A 20,150-nucleotide genomic window follows, 5' to 3' on the forward strand; every position below is an offset into this window, starting at 1 on the left:
ACGAAGTCATGAAGTACGACACCTGCATCTTTATTAATAATTGGTACTGCTTGTGGAATTCGTTTTTATCAAGAACATGGAAAAATTGAGCGTGATCATATTTTACTTCAACAAGATCATTTAGAAAATCAACTCAAATTATTACAAGATCATGTTAATCCTCATGTGATGTTTAACATATTGAATCATATTCATATTTTATTGAAAAAGGATACCGAACTAGCTTCATTCTTACTACTTAAATTCTCGGATATTTTACGTTATCAACTTTATGAATGCAACAAAAACGAAGTCGTGTTAGAGAATGAAATTCAGTATTTAAAGGATTTGATTGATGTAGAAAAATTACGCTGGGGCAATGAAATTGATGTTTCCACTTCATTCACCATAATGAATAAAAAAGCGATGATTGCTCCTTTGTTATTGGTGCCTTTTATAGAAAATGCATTTAAACATGTAAGTAGAGTTCCCGATTATAAAGGATTTATCAAAATAAACTTTAACGAAAATAACAATCAAATTCATTTGAGTATCGAAAATACGTATGCTAAAATTCCTATTCAATCTAAAAGTGTAGGTGGAATTGGATTACAAAATGTAAAAAAGCGACTAAATTTAATTTATCCTGAAGCTTATCAATTAAATATTACTGAAAATGGACAATTATATAAAGTCTATTTAACTATTAATTTATCTTCAACATGACTACAACACATCTAATTTCAAGAAAAATGAAATGCTTGATTGTTGATGATGAACCTTTGGCTCGTCAGCATATCAAAGATATGGCGGAACAAATTGATTTTATAGAAATTATACAAACTTGTTCAACAGCTCTAGAAGCAACTACATATGTTACAGAAAGCACAATTGATCTAATTTTTTTGGATATTAATATGCCTTATCTTTCTGGTCTCGAATTTTTGGAACAAATCGAAAATCCACCACTTTGTATTTTCACTACCGCTTATTCCGAATATGCTCTTGAAGGATTTCGATTGCAAGTAGTTGATTATTTACTAAAACCAATTGCATTCAACCAATTGCATTCAACCGATTCTATCAAGCTGTTAATAAAGCTTATCAAATATTTTTACTTAACGAAAAAATAAAGCATGGAACTATTCTCAATGATCCCTTTCTATATGTACGACAAGGAGATACTTTTACCAAAATTTCTTGGGTAGATATTCTGTATGTAGAAAGTATGCAAAATTATGTAAAACTACATTTCAAAGATAAATCTATTCTAATTCACCAAACCATGAAAGTATTAGAAGAATCTTTACCAATGAATCATTTTTTTCGAATACATAAATCTTTCTTAGTGAATGTTACACATATAGAGATAATTTCTGGAGGTCGAATTTATATTGGCAAACATGAACTTCCTATTTCTAGGAATAAAAAGGATGAGTTACTTAATCAAGTTGTTTATAAAAAATTAATTAGTAAATAAAAACAGCCTCAATAAATTTTGAGGCTGTTTTATGTGATTAAGGTAAGTTCCAACGTAAACTCAGCGCAGAATAAAAGGTTGTCGAAAAACGAGGATCTGCAATTTCCTTCTTTCTAAAAAGACTCTTTAAGTTTCTTTCATTTTCAGAAAAAGATCGTACCAAAGTCGTTCCTCCTGTTAATTGGAGTTTTAGCGAATTACTCAATTTTATTTCAGGACGTAAACCAGCAACAACTTGCTGATAACCTACTAATAATGATTTGCCTTCTTTGGATCTTTCAGCAACCATTCCACTAAGATTTACCACGCTTTTCAAAGCAAAGTTTGTTGTCATTTGGTAACCTGCTTCTACACCTTCTGGAAAATTAATATTCACATTGAATTTGTCACCTCCAGTTTTTCAATCAAAATAAATTCCTGGCATTACCATAGGAACTCCAAAGTTATTCGATAATACAGGTCCTAACCCTAAAGCTAATTTTGGATTAAAATGTTTAATAAATAAAACACCTCCTTGACCCAAAATATCATCGGTAGATATATTTTCCATATCAGTGTAAATACCTACTGAAGCCATTGTCAAAATAGACCATGAAGAACTAATAGGTGAAAAGTATTGTAAACCAATTTGACTATTCAACATTTCTGAAGGAAATAATTGTTCTTCATAATTTTTATTGTTCATTCTTGCATATGCAGTACTAAATAGCAAAGACCAGTTGCTATATTTTCCATCTTTCAATTCTTTCGTATATAAAGGAATTTTCAAACTCACTTCTGCTTTTTTGAAATCGCTTTTAGAATCTGTTTTTAAACTATCTATTGGACGTATATAATTGGAAAATGGAACATATTCCATTTTTAATTTACCTCTAATTTTATTTTGTGCATTCAAGAAAGTAGTCAATAAACTAAACGCGGAAATTAAAATGTTTTTTTTCATCTTTTTTTGCCAAAGAGAGGAGTTTTAATAGTAAAAAAATAAATTAATTGACGAATTACTATTCCTGATTGATATACGGTGATAGAAGAACGATATCATTATTTATAATCTAAAGTCGAGAATGAAAGACAAGAGTTTTTTGATTACTTTTTTGCGCTCTAAATATCGATGAATTGCATCTTCTCCTCCTAGTAGAATAAGGCGTAATGAATAAATAACTTTAGAATTAATTTCTTCAATAATTGAAGAAAATCAAATAAAACATTTACTTTTATTATATTAACCCTTTTTGATATAATGAGAATATGAACAAAGAATTTTTTAAAAATATACTGACAACTCAAATTCCGATTGCGTGGATTGCTGGAGTTCGTTTGGAATCGTGGGAAGAAAATAAAGTTTCGATACGAGTAAAATATGGATTCCTTAATCAAAATCCGTTCAAAAGTATGTTTTGGGCGGTGCAAGGAATGGCAGCAGAATTTTCTTCTGGTTTGATGGCAAATGCTAAGATTTCTAAATCAGGTGAAGATATATCGATGTTGGTTTTGGGAATGCAATCGAAGTATTTGAAAAAAGCTATTGGTAAAATTGTGTTTACTTGCGAAGATGGAGAAAAAATAGACGCAGCTATAAAAGAAGCGATCGAAACGAAGAAAGGTGTATCGCTAAATGTGACAAGTAGAGGCGTAGACGAGGAAGGAGATATTGTTTCAGAGTTTCAGTTTACGTGGACATTCAAGTTGAGAGATAAAAAATAATGAAACCAATACTTAAAACATTTTTAATTTCTGTACTATTTAGTTTTATTGTTTCTTTTGTAAGTTGTTTAGTATTATTTCTTCACGAATCCTACAAAAGTTATGGTTCAATTCGTATTGTAAATTTTTCTAGTGTTATGTATTTTATAATTCAGTATTCATTTTTAGTTGTTTTACAGTTGATTATACTTAATTTTTTGGTTGGAATTATGCTAAAAAAATTCAAAATCAGACTATCAAAACAATTTATAATTTATGCTTTTTTAGCGTTGATTTATTTTATAGGAATTAATTATTACATTGATTTTAGATTAATTGTAATTAATCCTACATAAAAATATAAAGGCTGAAATTTATTCAGCTTTTTTTGTGATTTCTTGTTTCAAAATTGAAATTACTTCATCTATTTCTTCAAAATTTAGATGCGCAAATCCAAGGCGAATTCCAGTTTGATGTTGGGTTTGATATAAAATTGTTTGTGGAATAAACAATTCATTTTTTAAACAATTTCGTTTTAATTCCATTAAATTTATAGGTTGATTAAAATTAATCCAAACAGCTAAACCTCCATTTGGACTAGTAAAACTGATAAAATCATTTAATTCCGTTTTCAATTTCTGACAAAAATAATCGCGTCGTTCTCGATAGGTTTTACGATGTTTTTTTAGGATTCGATTTATTTCACCTTCGCTAATCATTTCACCTAAAACTTGTTCGATAAATGGATCAACCTGTTGATCAAGAATTGATAAGTGTTTCTTCGCTTCAAGAATTAGATTTTTCGGTGCTACAATAAATCCAATTCGGTAACCTGGTGCAAGATAATGACCAAATTTTCCAGTATAAAGAACCATTCCATTTTGATCCGAACTTGCCAAAGGTAAAATTGGATGATTGCTGTAATGGAAATCAAAATCGTAATCATCTTCCACAATTGCAAAACCAAATTCCTGCGAAAGTTGTAGTAATTCAACTCTTCTTTGCGAACTTAATGTAACCGTTGTAGGATAATGGTGATGCGGTGTAACGTAAACAATTCGTATCGGAAATTGCTCGCATAATCTTCTTAAATCGTCGGTGTCAATTCCAAATTGATCCGTTTTTACTTGTTTGATTTTAGCAAATTGTGTCTGAAAAATCATGTTACTTTTATAGTAACTTAAATTTGCGACAGCGACAAAATCATTTTGTTTTAATAGAATTTCTGCGATCAAAAAAAGTGAAATTTCTGAACTTCTCGTTACCAAAATATTTTCTTTCGAAATATGTAAACCTCGTGTTAAATTGAGATAATTCGCTAAATTCTTTAAAAAATAATCATTTTTGGACTGATTTACTTTTGAAATTGAAGTTTTTCGTTTTAAAATAGCTGAATATAATTTAGCAGGAAGTTTTAATTCTGCTAACCGATGATCGATTGTTCCATCTGTTAAATATAGTCGTTGATTAAAATTTTCGTACGGATTATCCAAAAGTATCGATTGTTCAAATTGAAAACCCGTTTTATCAGGATACAAATTGATTGAAAACTGTTTTGGAACAATCGTTTTCTGAAACTTTTGAGAAGATTGACTCAGTACATAACTTCCTCTATTTGGAACGATTTCTATCCAACCTTGGGCTTCAAGTTCCTGAAAGCTATTGACAATCGTATTGCGATGAAGCGTTAAAATATCACTTAACTGCCTCGTTCCAAGTAATTTTGTGCCGCTTGGAATATAACCTAATTGTATTGCTTTAGCCAACTGATTCGCTAATTGAAGGTAAATTGGTGTATCCGATTTACGTTCGATTTCGATAAAACTTTTGTATGGTATTTCAGCCGGACTATTCATTATCTGTAAACTGGTATATTATGGCAGATCGGAAAGGTACTACTTTTGCGTCAGATTTAACTCAATTAATTAAATAATTAGTAAAAATGAAGAAGATTACTATGGTATTGTGTTTAGCTGCACAAAGTATTTTTGCACAAAATGTGAATGATACCATTGCGATAGGTGAAGTTTCTATTTTAGATAACCGTCTGAATACGCCACTTTCTAAAGAAAATAGAAACATTTATGTATTAAGTAAATCAGAAATTAACAAATTACCTGCACGTTCTTTACAAGATGTGTTGCAGTATGCATCTGGAATAGATTTGCGTCAACGTGGTCCATTCGGAACGCAAGCTGATATCTCGATGGATGGTGGAAGTTTTGAGCAAACATTGATTTTGTTGAATGGTGCAAAAATTATGGATCATCAAACAGCTCATAATGCGCTAAATCTTCCCATTCCACTAGAGGCGATTGACAGAATTGAAGTGGTACGTGGTCCGGCTGCTCGTGTTTATGGAAATAATAGTTTGACAGGTGTGATAAATATTGTCACGCGTCAACCAAAGAAAACAGGAGTTTATGCGAATACTTATTTTGGAACAAATTTTAAGAAAGATAGTGAAGATACGGACGATACCTATACAAGTAGAGGTGTGCAACTTGGCGCGAATTTGGCAAAAGAAACGCATCAACATCAGTTGTATGTGAGTCACGATTGGGGAAATGGATACCGATACAATACAGCATACGAAAACAATAAATTGTATTATCAAGGAAACTTTCAGTTTGATGATGCAAATAGTTTAGTTGCTTCGTATGGTTATGTGAAAAATGGTTTCGGATCAAATGGTTTTTATGCTTCACCTGGTGATAAAAATTCGAAAGAATTGGTAGAAACAACGTTAGTTAATATTCAATCAAAACATAAATTATCGGATCGAATTTCATTAGCACCACGAGTGAGTTATCGTTACAATTTTGATGATTATCGCTATTATAAAAATGATTTGAGTAAAGCACGTTCTTTGCATTATTCAAATTCTATTTCGGGAGAAGTAAATTCGACGTATCAATTGAATAAAGGTCAAATTGGAGTAGGAGTTGAATACCGAAATGAGCAAATTTCATCAACTAGTATCAAAAATCATACACGCGATAATGTTGGATTTTATGCGGAATATAAAACGGATATTACACCAAAATTGAATGTAAATGTCGGAACATATGTTAATTATAATTCGCAATATGGTTGGCAAGCATTTCCAGGAATTGATGCGAGTTATGCGGTAAATTCGAACTTGAAATTAATGGTAAATGCAGGTACAAGTCAGCGAATTCCTTCGTTTACAGATTTATATTTGGATCAGCGACCAGGAAATATTGGGAATGCAAATGTTGAATCTGAAAAGGCATTTCAAACAGAAATTGGTTTCAAATACAACAAAAGAAATTGGACGTTTAATGCCTATTATTTTTATCGTTCGATCACAGATTTTATCGATTGGGTACGTTTAACATCTAATGAACCTTGGCAAGCGCAAAATTTTGGAGATTTGAGAACACATGGATTTAATACGAAGGTTTCATATTTAGCAAACCTTTCTGCGAACCAGAGTTTGAAATTTTCTTTGAGCTATTCTTATCTTGATCCTGAGTTTAAAAATGTTGATGATCAATACAATTCTAAATATAAAATAGAAAGTTTAAAACATCAGTTAATCAATACAATAGATTATGCAATCGGAAGAACTACTTTAAGTTTAGCGAATCGTTATAATACACGTCAATCATATAAATCTTATTGGATTACTGATGCAAGAATTAATCATTCATTCAAAAATAATTTGAGTATTTATTTTGATGCACAAAACATTTTTAATACTACGTATAACGAAGCTGGAGCCATTCCGTTGCCAACAACTTGGATGAGTTTAGGAATTAAATTTACAGGGATTTAGATGATGACAAACATTTAATATTCTCTTTAATAGTTTATATTATAAATGCGATGAGACAACTTTTTTAGGAAAGTTGTCTCTTTTTCATTCCATAAATTTCTTCCTAACTTTGCAAAAATAAATTGTATGATTATCATCGATTCGCCATCTCATGATGCGTATTTCAATATAGCTTTAGAAGAATATTTATTGTACCACTATCCAACAGAAGATATTTTTTTGCTGTATATCAATGCTCCGTCAATAATTGTCGGAAAATTTCAGAATACATTGGCAGAAATTAACTTGGATTATGTGACTGAGAATAATATCAAAGTTGTTCGTCGCATGTCGGGTGGTGGAGCTGTTTATCATGATTTAGGGAACCTAAATTTTTCTTTTCACACATTATTAGGACAGAATGATTTTATGGATTTTTCAACATTTACCGAGCCTATCATCAAATTATTAAATAGTTTGAATGTTCCTGCAAAATTGGAAGGAAGAAACGATTTGTTAGTTGATGGTAAAAAGTTTAGTGGAAATGCAAAATTGGCTCGTAATGGAAAAATGATTCAACACGGAACGATACTTTTTAATTCGGACATGTCAGTTTTAGGCGATGCATTAAAAATTAATCCATTAAAATATGTGGATAAAGCCATCAAATCTAATCGTGCACGTGTGATTAATTTGATCGAATATTTTCCAAATGAAATGACGACGGACGAGTTGAAAGCTTTGTTGATTGATGAAATGTTAGAAACAAATGAAGGAGCGACAATTTATCATTTAACAATCGAAGATTTGAATGGTATTGCGAAATTGATTGAAGAAAAATACCAAACATGGGATTGGAATTTTGGTTTTTCACCAAAATATAATTTCAAAAATGCAAAGAAAATTCCAGCAGGTTTTATTGAAGTTCACTTGGATGTAGAGCGAGGCGGAATAATTGAAAAAGCTAAAATATTTGGTGATTTCTTCGCTTCAGAACCGATTGAAGGTTTAGAAAATAAACTAATTGGTGTTAAACATAACGAAGAAGAAATTACAAAAGTTCTGAATTCTATTGATGTAACAGATTATTTTGGAAAGGTTACAGTAGACGAAATTTTAGAATTATTTCGATAAAATTATAAGCCAAATTTTTATGAAAGTTTGGTTTTTTGATTTCAATTTTACTTCTAGATAAAAAATTCTGTTTCTTCTTAAGAAATTGTTGAATCCTTTCTGGATACTTGTTTTTTTACATTTTAGATGAAAAATCGTTTTGAAAACTTACTTGATCTAATTTTAACCTTCCTATTTCTCAGTTTTTTGCAAAAATAAAGACGGAAGAGCTCACGACTTTTAGTTAATTAGTAATATAAAAAAAATCGCTTAAGTAGAGAACTAAGCGATTTTTCAATAGATGTAGTTAAGGTAATAAGAATTGGTTAGTAATCTTATTTTGGGTTGTTTAGTGGTTGAAATATAGATTGTTATTTCTTTTTCAAAATTGATAAAAATTTTAGAATTAAAATATCCCTATTTATAGGTATTTTTTAAGGTTTTGAAATCAATCCATATTCTATTGCTGATGTGATTGCTGAACTTAAATTTGATGTTTTAAATTTTTCGATCAAATTTTTTCGATGACTATCTACCGTATGTGTACTAATAAATAACTTATCTGCAATTTGTTGTGTTGTTAATCCTTGTGCAGCTTCAATTAAAACCTCTTTTTCGCGACGCGTCAATTTCGGAATCGTATTCAAACCATCTTTTTCCTTTTTACTCATCACATTTTTGGTTTGTGAACAAAGAAATTTCTTTCCATCAAAAATAGAATTAATTCCTTCTAATATTTCGTCAACAGAAGCATTTTTCTGAATATAACCCGAAGCACCTTCTTCCAAACAACTATTAATTACAGCGTATTCATTGTGTACGCTCAACATAATAATGTGCATATCAGGATATTTTTTCTTGAAAGGTTTAATCAATTCAATACTATTAGTATCCGATAAATTGATGTCTAACAAAAGAATATCAATTTCTGTTGTTTTTAAGGCTTCTTGTAATTGTTGAGCCGAAGCATAACAATCGACCACTTGTAAGTTTTGTTGATTACTCAAAATATTTCGCAAACCTTCTAATAATAAAGGATGATCGTCTGTGATTGCTATTTTTATCATAAGTTATATTTTAGGAAATTGGAACTCTATACTTGTTCCTAAATCGATTTCTGAATGTATATTTAATTGTCCTTTTAAAAATTGAATGCGTGATTGAATATTATGTAAACCTGCTGATTTCGTTAGTTTTGTATTATTCATGTCAAAGCCTTTCCCATCATCTTCAACGGTTACAGAATAGTTTGTCTCATCTTCTACAAATTGGATGATAATTTGTGCTGCATTTGCATGTTTAATGGCATTATTTACTAATTCTTGAATGATACGATAGACCAATAATTGATTTTCTTTGTCAAGAGAATTAGTATAGCTCAAAAATTGAACATCAATATCCAATTGTTCATTTGACATTCGGATTGCATATTCTTTTAAGGCTTCTTCCAAACCATATTTCAACAACAAATCTGGCATTAAATTATGTGCTACACGACGCAATTCATCAACTGCTCCATCTAATTGATGAATGGATTTTGCCATATCCTTTTTAGAATGATTGTCAATTTTATCGTTGAGATGCGTTAATTGAATTTTTGTTCCAGAAAGTAAGCCACCTAAACCGTCATGTAAATCACGTGCAAGACGAGCACGTTCTTGCTCTTGACCATCAAGAAGTGCTGTTAAAGTAGATATTTTAGAATTTTGACGTTCTTGTTCAATTTCCAATTTATACAATTCTTCACGTTGTTTTAGATGTTTGTTGCGTTGTTTTAAGGCATAAAGCAAAAGAGCAAGTAAGGCGATGAAAAAGATAATCGAAAAGATGTAATATTTGTTTAATTTATTTTTGAAATTAAGTTCGGTGATATAATTAACCAATTCATCCTTTCTATTTTTATTTTCTAGTTTAGAAAGCCTTAAATTTTGTTCAGAAATCGTTAATTCTTGTGAACGTTTATCGGATTCTAATCGAGTTAATTTTAATTGTTTACGTTGAAATTCTTCACTTAATCTAGAATTTTCTAATTCTTGTTCTTGTTGAATTCCTAATGAATGCATTAGTTGAATTTGTTGTTCTTTTTTCTCAGCTTCTAATTGCAAACGAATCATTTGTTGTTGCTGACGTTCTTTATCAAACTGAGCTTCCAAACGTTTACTGATTTGCGCTTGCTCGTTATCATAAATTTCTTTGTAAGTGGAAGTGTACAATTTATAATAACGCAAGGTTTCTTTGTAATTTCCTTCACGATCTTCAATATCAGATAAACTCAAATACAGAGAAAGCAGAATATTCTTGTCTGGAATTGTATTCTCGTTGACTTTTATAAGCGAATTAAGTAAATAATTTTTTGCAGTAGAAACTTCGTTATTTTGTAAAGATAATTCTGCTAAAATACCATTAGCAGCAGCAACGTGATCGGATTGATGATTTTGTTCAGCAATTTCTTTGGCTAAATACGCATATTTGATAACTTTTACTTGATAGTTTTTGGGATAAAACTGAAGATATAAATTGGCTAGATTAATAGCTACAAACGACAAGTCTGTCGCTGTAGCCATTTCACTTTTGTTTTTATAATACGTATTTATAGCGTTAGTATAATATTTTTCAGCTAAATCTCGTACAAAAATATTTTTCTCATTTTGCATAAATTTTTGCTCGTACATGTATCCAATCGACATATAAGAAGCAAAAATTAAATTAGGATTATTTTGTTTAAGTGCTACTTCTAGAGCAAGTTTGCTGTACTTTTCTTGTAATTCATAATCATCCCATCTCGAATAAATTCCAGTCAATTCGTTATAAATAGAACTCATTCGTGTAAGAACAGTTGGCGTAACAGTAGCTTTATCTAGAAATTTAAGACCATCAATAAAGTTTTTTACAGCCTTAGAGTCTTCATTGTTTCTTAAATTCAACCATCCTTCGCAATATTTAACATATCCTTTTGTTGAATAATCAGTTGTGCGTCCGCTGTAATAAATTGCTTTTTGCAAATTATAATTTGTTGCATTCAAATTATCATCAATACGATTATTCATTGCAGAAACAGCATGTAAATATGCAGCATATTTTCCATCACTCAGTTTTTCGGCGCTAGAAATATTTTGTTTCAAAACAGCGAAAGCTTTTTCTTTTTGATTATTAAATAATAAAGCTTGCGCATATTTTCCTGTTATTTCGTATCGTTCAATAGAATTAGGAGCTGTTTTATTATATTGATTCTCAAAATTAATCAGTACTTCTTGTGCATTAGCAATTCCACTAATAGCGCATAAAATGACGACTATAAGTTGAAATAAAAGATTTTTTAAAGCACTATTACTTTTTAACATATTGAGATGTTGAGTTTATTTGAGCTAATATAATGTCTTTTGTAGAATCAAAGAAACTAAAACAATCCGAAGAATGTTTTAGTTTGTACATAAGTTGAGGTAGGTTAGGATATAGATTATTGTTATTTCTTAAAATTAATATGAACGTCGAAAAATTCACCCTTTTGAAGAATTCCGTCTAAATTTCGATCAATAATTAAAGCAATATGTACTTGATCGTTGTCGTAAATATTCCAATCCATTTCAGCGTCATATTGATAAACACCTTTTAATGTCCATTTGTAAATATCCCAATTTCCAGACGTTCCAATTTTATCCACACGTTTTTCATTATTTGAAACATAATATAAATATTGATGTCCATCATACGATAAAAACGGATAATATATGACTTGGTTTTTCTCTGCAGCAAAACCACTACTAGGTTCAAAATATGGTATGCTTTCTATTTTTATTCCTTCTTGAAAATTAACATCAGCCGAACTATCAGTCACTAATGCTTGTGCAGCGTAAAACAGATTTTTCTTTTCTTGATAAGGTTTATTTAGATATTCAATACTAAATTCTTCAGGACGAAGCGTAATTGTTTGATCAGCTTGATTAATATTAAATGTTTTATTTCCTTGTTTTATTATAATATTATTAGTTGTATATTCTTGTGCATTTCCAAAAGAAGGCAAAAGACTACAAACCATTAGAACCATTATTTTTTTCATCTACTTTTCTATTCTGATAGTGCTAAATTATTTCGAAAATTCTTCAAAAAACTCACTATAATTATTGAATTTACTAGATTAAATCGTAAATAAAAGAAATAACGAATTTATTTTAACTAATGGTACAAGAATAACAACTGTGTACAAATATCAAAAAGTAGATGAAAATACGCTGGTGTTGATAGAATATCGTGATAAAAATAATGATGGGAAAGAAGATAAAATCTTAAATTATTATGAACATAAATAACGCAAAAAGACAGCTTAATTAGTTGTCTTTTTTATTAAAAATTATTTCAATTTTGCGAGAAAACAATATAATTCCTTGCTAATTTATCTTTGTCAATATCAAACAAATGCAATTCAATTTCTTGTTGAATTTTCTTTAAATCTTTAATTGGTATTAATATCGAAGTCTGAAAAATAACTTCTGGTAATTGAGAATCTTCTAAATAATCAATGAAAACTAAATCTCCAACATCTAAATCATTTTCATTTTTAATTTTCTGAATTGCAAAATCTAATTTTGAATACTTAATAGAAGAATATTTTGTTTGATATAAACCAAAATCTCGATTATAACTAATTGTCTTATTATTGATAATAATATTCTCTTTTCCATAAATATTCCACAGAAAATATCGAATAATAAAATAGAAAATAAGGAAGCTGATTATAGAAATTGGAACAAAGAAATTTTGCGGCTCCGAATCAATTATTGTGATTAAACTAATCGGAATTGAAATCATCAATAAAATGCAAAAGAACAAAAAGAATTTTCTCCTTTTAGAAGGATTAATTTCTAAAGTGACGTACAAGTTAATGTTATCTTTTGCTATTTTATATTGATTTATCATCTATTCAATTCTTTTATCCTTGCTTTGTTTCTTCCGTCCAAAAGTGACGCAACAGCCCAAATTGCTGCGGGCAACCATCCAATTAAGGTGATTTGTAAGATTAAGCAAATAACGCCTTGTATTATTTTTCCTCTTAAAATGAATGATAACCAAGGTAGGAGTACGGCTAGTATGATCATTGTGTTGTATTTATCGAATTAATTATTTCGTTGTAATGTAAAATTGAAACTTTATTTGATGTTGAATGCAAATCATTTTCAATAAGTGATTGAGCAACTTTTCCAGCTTCAATTGATTTATATTTAGATAATTTTCCGCGTAAAAAGAAATTGATCAAAGGAAAAACTTTTGAACTTATATTCTCAGCCAAACGATATTCCTCTCGATTGCCAATTAACAAAGATGGACGATACAAGAATAATTGTTTGATAGTATTCTTTTGCAAAGTTTCTTCGGCTTCGCCTTTCATTTTTAAATAAAAATTAGACGAGTTCGCATTTGCACCAACTGCCGAAATATAATGAAACTTAGTTAATCCTTTTTGATTCCCAATCTTTGCAAATTGATTCGGAATATCGACTTCAATTTTACGATAAACATCTAAATCAGGCGTCTTTTTTCGAGTTGTTCCCAAGCACGAAAAAATAGAATCAATCTGCTGGATTTCATCTAAATTAATTTCTGAATTAAAGTCAGTGACGATTTCAATTAACTTTGGATGATTGATTTGTTGAGGTTTTCGAACAATTGTGATAATAGTAGCATAATCAGGATGATTGAATAACTTTTCTAAGAGAAGAGAACCAATTAAACCTGAGCTTCCTAAAACCAATGCAGATTTACCCATCATCTAAATTTTCATTAACAACCAATACCACGCACCATTTACATCACCTTGTTCCAAAAGTTTTGCTGCAACTTGATGACGAACCTCAACAGATTTAAACTTTTGAATATCTAATCGTTCTGTCAATTGTTCCTTGAAATTAAGAATCATTTCATCTGTAGGTAATTTTTCTACATTTCCTAATTGACCTAAATTATTACCTGTTAAATAATTAGAATGCTTCACTTCGTCAGGAAGTTGATCTATTCCCAAACCAATTGTACGCGTAGGTTTTTCGACTTCGAAGATCGATTCTGGAATAACTCGGCAATAATAATCACCTCCCATACGAGCAACTAAATCCAAATCATAAGGCGAAACTTTATCATTTTCATCCAGTAAATCCTCTTGTACATGCATGCGCACAATTTCTGCAATCACCAAATTAGCTGCACCTGGTTGATCTGTAACAGAAATTACTTCACGCACTTTACATTCAAATTGAATCGGAGATTCGGCTACACGAGGAGGTTTAACCAACTCTGAAGGTAATTCTGTAAAACCAGCTTTCACAAATTCATTTACACCTTTTGGATATTCCACACTTGCCAACGATTGTTGCTGAACCATGTTATAATTGACAATATTAATTACACATTCAGGGTGTTCCCAAACATTTTCTAATGTATGCTTTGTCGATCCATCTCTCATTTTTCGAAGTGGAGAAAATACACAAATAGGCGGATTTTGTCCCATCATATTGAAGAATGAAAATGGGCTCAAATTTACATTTCCGTCTTTATCTATCGTACTTGCAAAGCAAATAGGACGTGGAGAAATAGCGTGTTTGAAAATGTCATTAAATTGACTTGTATTTGGCTCAAAAGATTTTGTATGTTGCATAAGTTGAGTTTATTGGGTATAAAGATGAACAGAATTTACTAATTTTCCTAATCCTGTAACAGACATTTCGATAGTATCATTTGGTTGTAACCATTGTTCTTTATAAGCTGGATTCTGACGTTTTCCAGTTCCATTCAATTCAAGAAAACAACCTGTACCAACCGTTCCAGACCCTATAATATCACCAGGATAAAGTTTGACACCATACGAAATACGTTCGATAATCTCGGCGAAAGTCCAATGCATATCTTTGAAATTTCCATGAGAAACTTCAATATTATTGACTGAACAAGACATTTCTAAATCATAACAATTTCCGATATGTCCTTCTTTAGGCTCAACTTTGTATTTTTCGATTTCGTTTGGTGTTACTAAATATGGACCAAACATCGAAGCGAAATCTTTTCCTTTTGCAGGACCAAGATTCAGTTTCATTTCTTCCATTTGTAACGCACGTGCACTTAAATCATTCAAAATCATAAAACCACCAATATATTCATCTGCATGTTCTGCTTTTATATTGATACCTTCTTTTTTGATGACAATAGCGACTTCAAGTTCAAAATCCATTCGATTGAAATGTTTTTCCATGGCAATTATTTTTCCTGGACCTTGAATAGCTTGATGATTAGAGAAATAGAACACAGGAAATTGATCAAATTCTGGAATCATATCCAAACCTCTATTCAACCGAGAAGTTTCTACATGTTGACGAAACGCATACGCATCTCTAAAACTTGAAGGATGAGGTATTGGAGCCAAGATTTGAGGCTCTTTTACTAGAGCTTTCTTATGTTCACCACGATTGATTTCGTTTGTAATCTGTTGACAAATTATAAGTGAAAAATCATCATCAGCTAAAATATCAATTAGGGTAGAGGGTAAGTTGTGATTAATCTGTGTCAAATCATAGATAGAGTCTTGCAAAACAAGACCTACTTTTTCTTGTCGATTGTCTAAGAAAGTAACGAATTTCATTATTTGTTGTTTGAGAGGTGAAGATACGAAGATGATTTTAATGTTGAAATAAGTGAAGAAAAAAAGAGAAAATTTATAGAACTTATTTTATTTATTCATAATAGAATCTATTTTCAACGTTAACTTATCAGCACCTTTTGCATTTAGATGATCTGAATTTTTGAAATCTTTTTTATTGAAATCTTTATTATTAATAAAATAATCGATGAAAACGACATTATCGTATTTCGATAAGCGATTAATATTATTTTTTAAGTTGAAATATTGAGGTGTATTTATGACATAATTTTTATATAAATTGGTTGTAGGAGTAGCCAATAGAACAATTTTTATATCATTTGATTTTGCTTGTTTTATAATTTGTTCTAAATCATAAAAATGTGTTTTTATAATACGTTGTACTTGATTTGAATTTAAATTTGCACGATGTCTTTCAAACGTTTTTTTAGCGTAAATACTATCATTCCAACTTGGTTCGTATCGCTTTTTTATATAACCATTAATATCTATTGTTAAATTATTTTTATCCTGAATCCAATAATCTTTTATTCGATTATAATTAACATCAATAGGTTCTGAAAAAATTTCGTAATTAAGATTAAAGTCGTTATTATTTATATCAATTTTCCAATAAATTGAATAATATTTTAATTTCTTTTGATTAAAATTATTCAATTGTTTTGTAAACGAAAAATACGAAATGGGAATAATAATGGTTTTTAAATTGGGTAAATATTTTCGATTTTGTTCAAAAATTTTATAATCTAAATCTAGTGATTGAGCAGAATGTGCAGCATTAAAAGTTTTATTGGTAAATAATTTTGGATTGAGCCCTGTAAAAGTATGTGAACTTCCAAGAATCAAAGTTTCTATTTGTTTTCCATTTTCTTTTAAATAATCTGCTTTGTATTTGTAATCGTTGGGAATTTTTCGAAGTGTTTGTTCTATTCCAATTATTATCATAATGACAACTATGAATAAAGGTATTATGAAGCGTACTATTTTTTTCATGCAGATTTAAAAATCTTGAAATTCTATTTTTTTAGAATTGCACAAAAGTAATCTAATTCGGTATAATTTTTTGTCAATTTTTTACCTACTTTCTTATTTTAAACTTACTTTTGAGTTAAAATTCAATAACATGATAAACCCAAATGATAGACTATTAGTGATAAGTACGAGTACTATTCACGGCTATAGTTTTTTAGAATATATAAAAGATGAAATCAAAGAATTTATTCAATCTGATGAAATTATTTTTGTTCCTTATGCGCGACCTTCGGGAATTTCGTACGATGAATATACGCAAAATGTAAAAGATGCTTTGCAAACGGTTGGGGTTTCTGTAAAAGGTTTGCATACTTTCGAGAATAAAAAAGAAGCAATTTTGCATGCGAAAGCGATTTTTATTGGAGGAGGAAATACATTTTTATTGCTAAAAACGTTGTATGAAATTGGTTTGGTAGAAGAGTTGAGAAGTGCTGTACATAACGGAACACCATATATTGGTACAAGTGCTGGAAGTAATTTGACAGGTTTAACAATTGGTACAACAAATGATATGCCGATTGTTTATCCGCCAAGTTTTGATGCGTTACAATTTTTACCTTTTAATATTAATCCGCATTATTTGGATCCTGATCCAAATTCTACACATAAAGGTGAAACAAGAGAAACTCGTATCAATGAATTTCACAAGTTTAATCATCAAGTTGTCGTTGGATTGAGAGAAGGAAGTTGGCTTCGTGTAGAAAATGGAGTAGTGGAATTGAAAGGAAAATTATCGGCCCGAATTTTTAGACAGAGCGAACAACCAATTGAAATTGAATCCGGTATTTTAGAGGAAAAAGTTTATAGTATTTAAAAATCATTTATCTTTAAATTTCATAATATGAATTTAGAGAACAATGAGGATAAATAAATTTTCTTTTATTTTTTTGATCCTTTTTACATTTGGTTGTAAAGAAAAGATCGTTAGTGAATCATCAGTTTCAGAGATTCCATCTGATTATGAAGAATTATTTTCTGTCATGAAAAAAGGCTTTATCGATAGAGATAAAATTGATTGGGAGAATTTGGAGAAAAAAGTAATCGAGAAAACTAAAATATCGAAAGATTCGGCGATTGTAGAGGCAATTACTTTATTAGGAAATAATCATACACATTATCTTACGAAAGATAAAGTGTTATTAACAGGTCGTTTTCCGAAAGCAAAAGTTGAAAGATAAAGTGTTATTAACAGGTCGTTTTCCGAAAGCAAAAGTTGATAGCGCTTGTTTGTTAAAAGTAGAAGATAATAATAAGTTAACTAAAATTCCTGACGTTGCGTATATTAGGATTAAGCGTCATGGGTACAATAAAACAATAAGTGATAAAGACTATATTTTCAATAATCTGAAAATTATTTCTGAACAAGCAAATTCTAATTATTGGATTATCGATTTGAGAGATAATACGGGAGGTTCTAATTGGGTAATGATAACATCTTTATTACCATTTTTTGAAGATAATGTATTAGGATATTCTAAAATTAATAATGATGATATTCCTTGGTCAAAAAAAGATGGATGTTTTTTTAATGGAGTTAATAATTTATCAAAAGGATATATTAATTATCCGATAATAAATACAATTCATCCAAGGAAAATTTATGTTTTGATTAATCATAGGACAAGTAGTGCGGGCGAAGCTACATTAATTACGTTAAAATCACTTTCGAATGTGAAAGTTCTAGGTAAGAAAACGATGGGAGCAGCTACTATGAATACGAATACAAAATTGTCTAATGGCGATATGCTTAATTTAACAGCTGGATATATGATGGATGCTAAAAAGAACATTTATCCATATGGAATTGAGCCAGATTATGAATTGTGCACAGAAGATGAAATTTTAAACTTTATCAAATCAGATATTAAAGAATAGCTTATTTTTCCCAATTTCCTAACAAAATTCATTACAATTTTATAACGAAAATCTATTCGATATTGGTTATATTTGTAGAGTTTAAATTAATTATAATAATAAATCAAAATAAAACTATATGAGTTCTTATGATGTAGCCGTAATTGGTGCTGGACCTGGAGGATATGTTGCAGCTATTCGCGCAGCGCAATTAGGATTTAAAACAGCAATTATCGAGAAAGAAAGTTTAGGAGGTACATGTCTTAATGTAGGATGTATTCCATCAAAAGCTTTATTAGATTCTTCTCACCACTATTACGATGCTGTAAATCACTTTAAAGAGCACGGAATCGAAATCGATGCTCCAAAAGTAAACTTCACTCAAATGATTGCTCGAAAAGCAGGTGTTGTAGATACTAACGTAGCTGGTATCAAATACTTGATGAGTAAAAATAACATTGATGTGTTAGAAGGTACTGGTGCTTTTAAAGATGCAACTCATATTGTAGTTACAGCTAAAGACGGTTCTACTCAAGAAATTGAAGCTAAAAATACAATTATTGCAACTGGATCAGTTTCATCTGAATTACCATTTGCACCAACAGATAAAACTCGTATCATCACTTCTACAGAAGCATTAGCTTTATCTGAAGTTCCAAAACACTTAATCGTTATCGGTGGTGGTGTTATCGGATTAGAGTTAGGATCTGTTTACTTACGTTTGGGTTCTCAAGTAACTGTTGTAGAATATGCAGACCGTGTTATTCCAGGAATGGATGGTGCTTTGTCTAAAGAGTTGACAAAAGTATTGAAAAAACAAGGAATGAAATTCCACACTTCAACTGGTGTAACTTCTGTTGTAAATAACGGAAATGATGTTACATTAAAAGCAACTTCTAAAAAAGGAGAAGAAATCGAAATTAACGGAGATTACGCTTTAGTAGCTGTTGGTCGTCGTGCTTTCACAGGATCTTTAGGTTTAGAAAACGTAGGAGTAGAGGTTGACGAAAGAGGTCGTATCAAAACAAACGATCACTTACAAACTAATGTTTCTAACATTTATGCGATTGGTGACGTTGTTGCTGGTGCAATGTTAGCACATAAAGCAGAAGAAGAAGGTGTTTTAGTTGCTGAGCAATTAGCAGGTCAAAAACCTCATATCAACTATAACTTAATTCCTGGTGTTGTTTATACTTGGCCAGAAGTTGCAGGAGTTGGTAAAACAGAAGAGCAATTAAAAGAAGAAGGAGTAGAGTACAAAGTTGGTTCTTTCCCTTTCAAAGCTTTAGGACGTGCTCGTGCATCTATGGATACAGACGGTTTTGCTAAAATTTTAGCTGATAAAAACACAGACGAAATCTTAGGAATGCATATTATTGGTGCTCGTGCTGCTGATTTAATTGCAGAAGGAGTTGTAGCAATGGAATTCCGTGCATCTGCAGAAGATTTAACAAGAATGTCTCATGCTCACCCAACATTCTCAGAAGCGATCAAAGAAGCTGCTTTAGCTGCTACAGACAATCGTCCAATTCACGCTTAATCAAATAGATTTAAGATAAATTCCTAAAAAGCTGTTCGTAAGAGCAGCT

18 protein-coding genes and 2 pseudogenes are annotated in these 20,150 nt (G+C 30.4%); 9 read left to right on the plus strand and 11 right to left on the minus strand.

Annotated features, from left to right (window positions below):
• Positions 1-99 precede the first annotated feature (99 nt).
• Positions 100-705: a sensor histidine kinase gene (locus B3I31_RS10160; RefSeq protein WP_286496309.1), complete on the plus strand. Its 606-nt coding sequence runs from the start codon at positions 100-102 to the stop codon at positions 703-705.
• A pseudogene (locus tag B3I31_RS10165) lies at positions 702-1,459 on the plus strand (LytR/AlgR family response regulator transcription factor). Before B3I31_RS10160 ends, B3I31_RS10165 begins: the two are co-directional and overlap by 4 nt.
• Before the next feature lie 37 nt (positions 1,460-1,496).
• On the opposite strand, the pseudogene B3I31_RS10170 reads toward B3I31_RS10165, so the two are convergent.
• A pseudogene (locus tag B3I31_RS10170) lies at positions 1,497-2,402 on the minus strand (DUF6268 family outer membrane beta-barrel protein).
• A 305-nt stretch (positions 2,403-2,707) separates the two neighbouring features.
• On the opposite strand from B3I31_RS10170, the gene B3I31_RS10175 reads away from it, so the two are divergent.
• Positions 2,708-3,163 (plus strand): DUF4442 domain-containing protein, encoded by a 456-nt coding sequence (locus B3I31_RS10175; protein WP_286496307.1) that lies wholly within the window; start codon positions 2,708-2,710, stop codon positions 3,161-3,163.
• A gap of 353 nt (positions 3,164-3,516) precedes the next feature.
• On the opposite strand, the gene B3I31_RS10180 is transcribed toward B3I31_RS10175, so the two are convergent.
• Positions 3,517-4,998: a PLP-dependent aminotransferase family protein gene (locus tag B3I31_RS10180; protein WP_291059824.1), complete on the minus strand. Its 1,482-nt coding sequence runs from the start codon at positions 4,996-4,998 to the stop codon at positions 3,517-3,519.
• An 86-nt stretch (positions 4,999-5,084) separates the two neighbouring features.
• Between B3I31_RS10180 and B3I31_RS10185 the strand changes: the two genes are divergently transcribed.
• Both B3I31_RS10185 and B3I31_RS10190 read left to right on the plus strand, forming a co-directional pair.
• Positions 5,085-6,944 (plus strand): TonB-dependent receptor plug domain-containing protein, encoded by a 1,860-nt coding sequence (locus B3I31_RS10185; protein ID WP_291059821.1) that lies wholly within the window; start codon positions 5,085-5,087, stop codon positions 6,942-6,944.
• A gap of 126 nt (positions 6,945-7,070) precedes the next feature.
• Positions 7,071-8,057: a lipoate--protein ligase gene (locus B3I31_RS10190; RefSeq protein WP_219035158.1), complete on the plus strand. Its 987-nt coding sequence runs from the start codon at positions 7,071-7,073 to the stop codon at positions 8,055-8,057.
• 413 nt (positions 8,058-8,470) lie between these two features.
• On the opposite strand, the gene B3I31_RS10195 is transcribed toward B3I31_RS10190, so the two are convergent.
• From B3I31_RS10195 to B3I31_RS10235, 9 genes are all read right to left on the minus strand, one after another.
• A complete protein-coding gene (locus tag B3I31_RS10195; protein ID WP_125349324.1) occupies positions 8,471-9,103 on the minus strand; it encodes a response regulator transcription factor in 633 nt (210 codons plus the stop codon).
• A gap of 3 nt (positions 9,104-9,106) precedes the next feature.
• Entirely contained in the window at positions 9,107-11,377 is a 2,271-nt protein-coding gene (locus tag B3I31_RS10200) for a histidine kinase (protein ID WP_291049286.1), read from the minus strand.
• A 122-nt stretch (positions 11,378-11,499) separates the two neighbouring features.
• Positions 11,500-12,093: a hypothetical protein gene (locus B3I31_RS10205; RefSeq protein ID WP_291049288.1), complete on the minus strand. Its 594-nt coding sequence runs from the start codon at positions 12,091-12,093 to the stop codon at positions 11,500-11,502.
• Positions 12,094-12,389: 296 nt separating this feature from the next.
• On the minus strand, positions 12,390-12,950 hold the full coding sequence (locus tag B3I31_RS10210) for a hypothetical protein (protein WP_171622765.1): 561 nt from the start codon (positions 12,948-12,950) through the stop codon (positions 12,390-12,392).
• On the minus strand, positions 12,947-13,129 hold the full coding sequence (locus B3I31_RS10215; protein ID WP_171622766.1) for a YqaE/Pmp3 family membrane protein: 183 nt from the start codon (positions 13,127-13,129) through the stop codon (positions 12,947-12,949). The genes B3I31_RS10210 and B3I31_RS10215 overlap by 4 nt, the downstream gene beginning before the upstream one ends.
• Positions 13,126-13,797 (minus strand): NAD-dependent epimerase/dehydratase family protein, encoded by a 672-nt coding sequence (locus B3I31_RS10220; protein ID WP_286496302.1) that lies wholly within the window; start codon positions 13,795-13,797, stop codon positions 13,126-13,128. Before B3I31_RS10220 ends, B3I31_RS10215 begins: the two co-directional genes overlap by 4 nt.
• A 3-nt stretch (positions 13,798-13,800) precedes the next feature.
• On the minus strand, positions 13,801-14,679 hold the full coding sequence (locus B3I31_RS10225) for a flavin reductase family protein (RefSeq protein WP_286496301.1): 879 nt from the start codon (positions 14,677-14,679) through the stop codon (positions 13,801-13,803).
• A gap of 9 nt (positions 14,680-14,688) precedes the next feature.
• Positions 14,689-15,657: a fumarylacetoacetate hydrolase family protein gene (locus tag B3I31_RS10230; protein ID WP_219035164.1), complete on the minus strand. Its 969-nt coding sequence runs from the start codon at positions 15,655-15,657 to the stop codon at positions 14,689-14,691.
• Between the two features lie 87 nt (positions 15,658-15,744).
• A complete protein-coding gene (locus B3I31_RS10235) occupies positions 15,745-16,620 on the minus strand; it encodes a hypothetical protein (protein WP_286496299.1) in 876 nt (291 codons plus the stop codon).
• A 178-nt stretch (positions 16,621-16,798) separates the two neighbouring features.
• Between B3I31_RS10235 and pepE the strand changes: the two genes are divergently transcribed.
• The 4 genes from pepE (at position 16,799) to lpdA (ending at position 20,101) form a co-directional block, all read left to right on the plus strand.
• Positions 16,799-17,521 (plus strand): dipeptidase PepE, encoded by a 723-nt coding sequence (pepE, locus tag B3I31_RS10240; protein ID WP_286496298.1) that lies wholly within the window; start codon positions 16,799-16,801, stop codon positions 17,519-17,521.
• A gap of 73 nt (positions 17,522-17,594) precedes the next feature.
• The gene (locus tag B3I31_RS10245; RefSeq protein ID WP_291075566.1) at positions 17,595-17,885 is read left to right on the plus strand and encodes a hypothetical protein; all 291 of its coding nucleotides are present in this window, start codon (positions 17,595-17,597) and stop codon (positions 17,883-17,885) included.
• The gene (locus B3I31_RS10250) at positions 17,875-18,582 is read left to right on the plus strand and encodes a S41 family peptidase (protein ID WP_291059615.1); all 708 of its coding nucleotides are present in this window, start codon (positions 17,875-17,877) and stop codon (positions 18,580-18,582) included. Before B3I31_RS10245 ends, B3I31_RS10250 begins: the two co-directional genes overlap by 11 nt.
• 118 nt (positions 18,583-18,700) lie before the next feature.
• Complete coding sequence (lpdA, locus tag B3I31_RS10255; RefSeq protein ID WP_115000751.1) at positions 18,701-20,101, plus strand: dihydrolipoyl dehydrogenase; 1,401 nt, start codon at positions 18,701-18,703, stop codon at positions 20,099-20,101.
• The last annotated feature ends 49 nt before the right edge of the window (positions 20,102-20,150 follow it).

Source organism: Empedobacter sp. UBA3475 (genome assembly GCF_002378465.1).
Classification (GTDB): Bacteria; Bacteroidota; Bacteroidia; order Flavobacteriales; family Weeksellaceae; genus Empedobacter; species Empedobacter falsenii_B.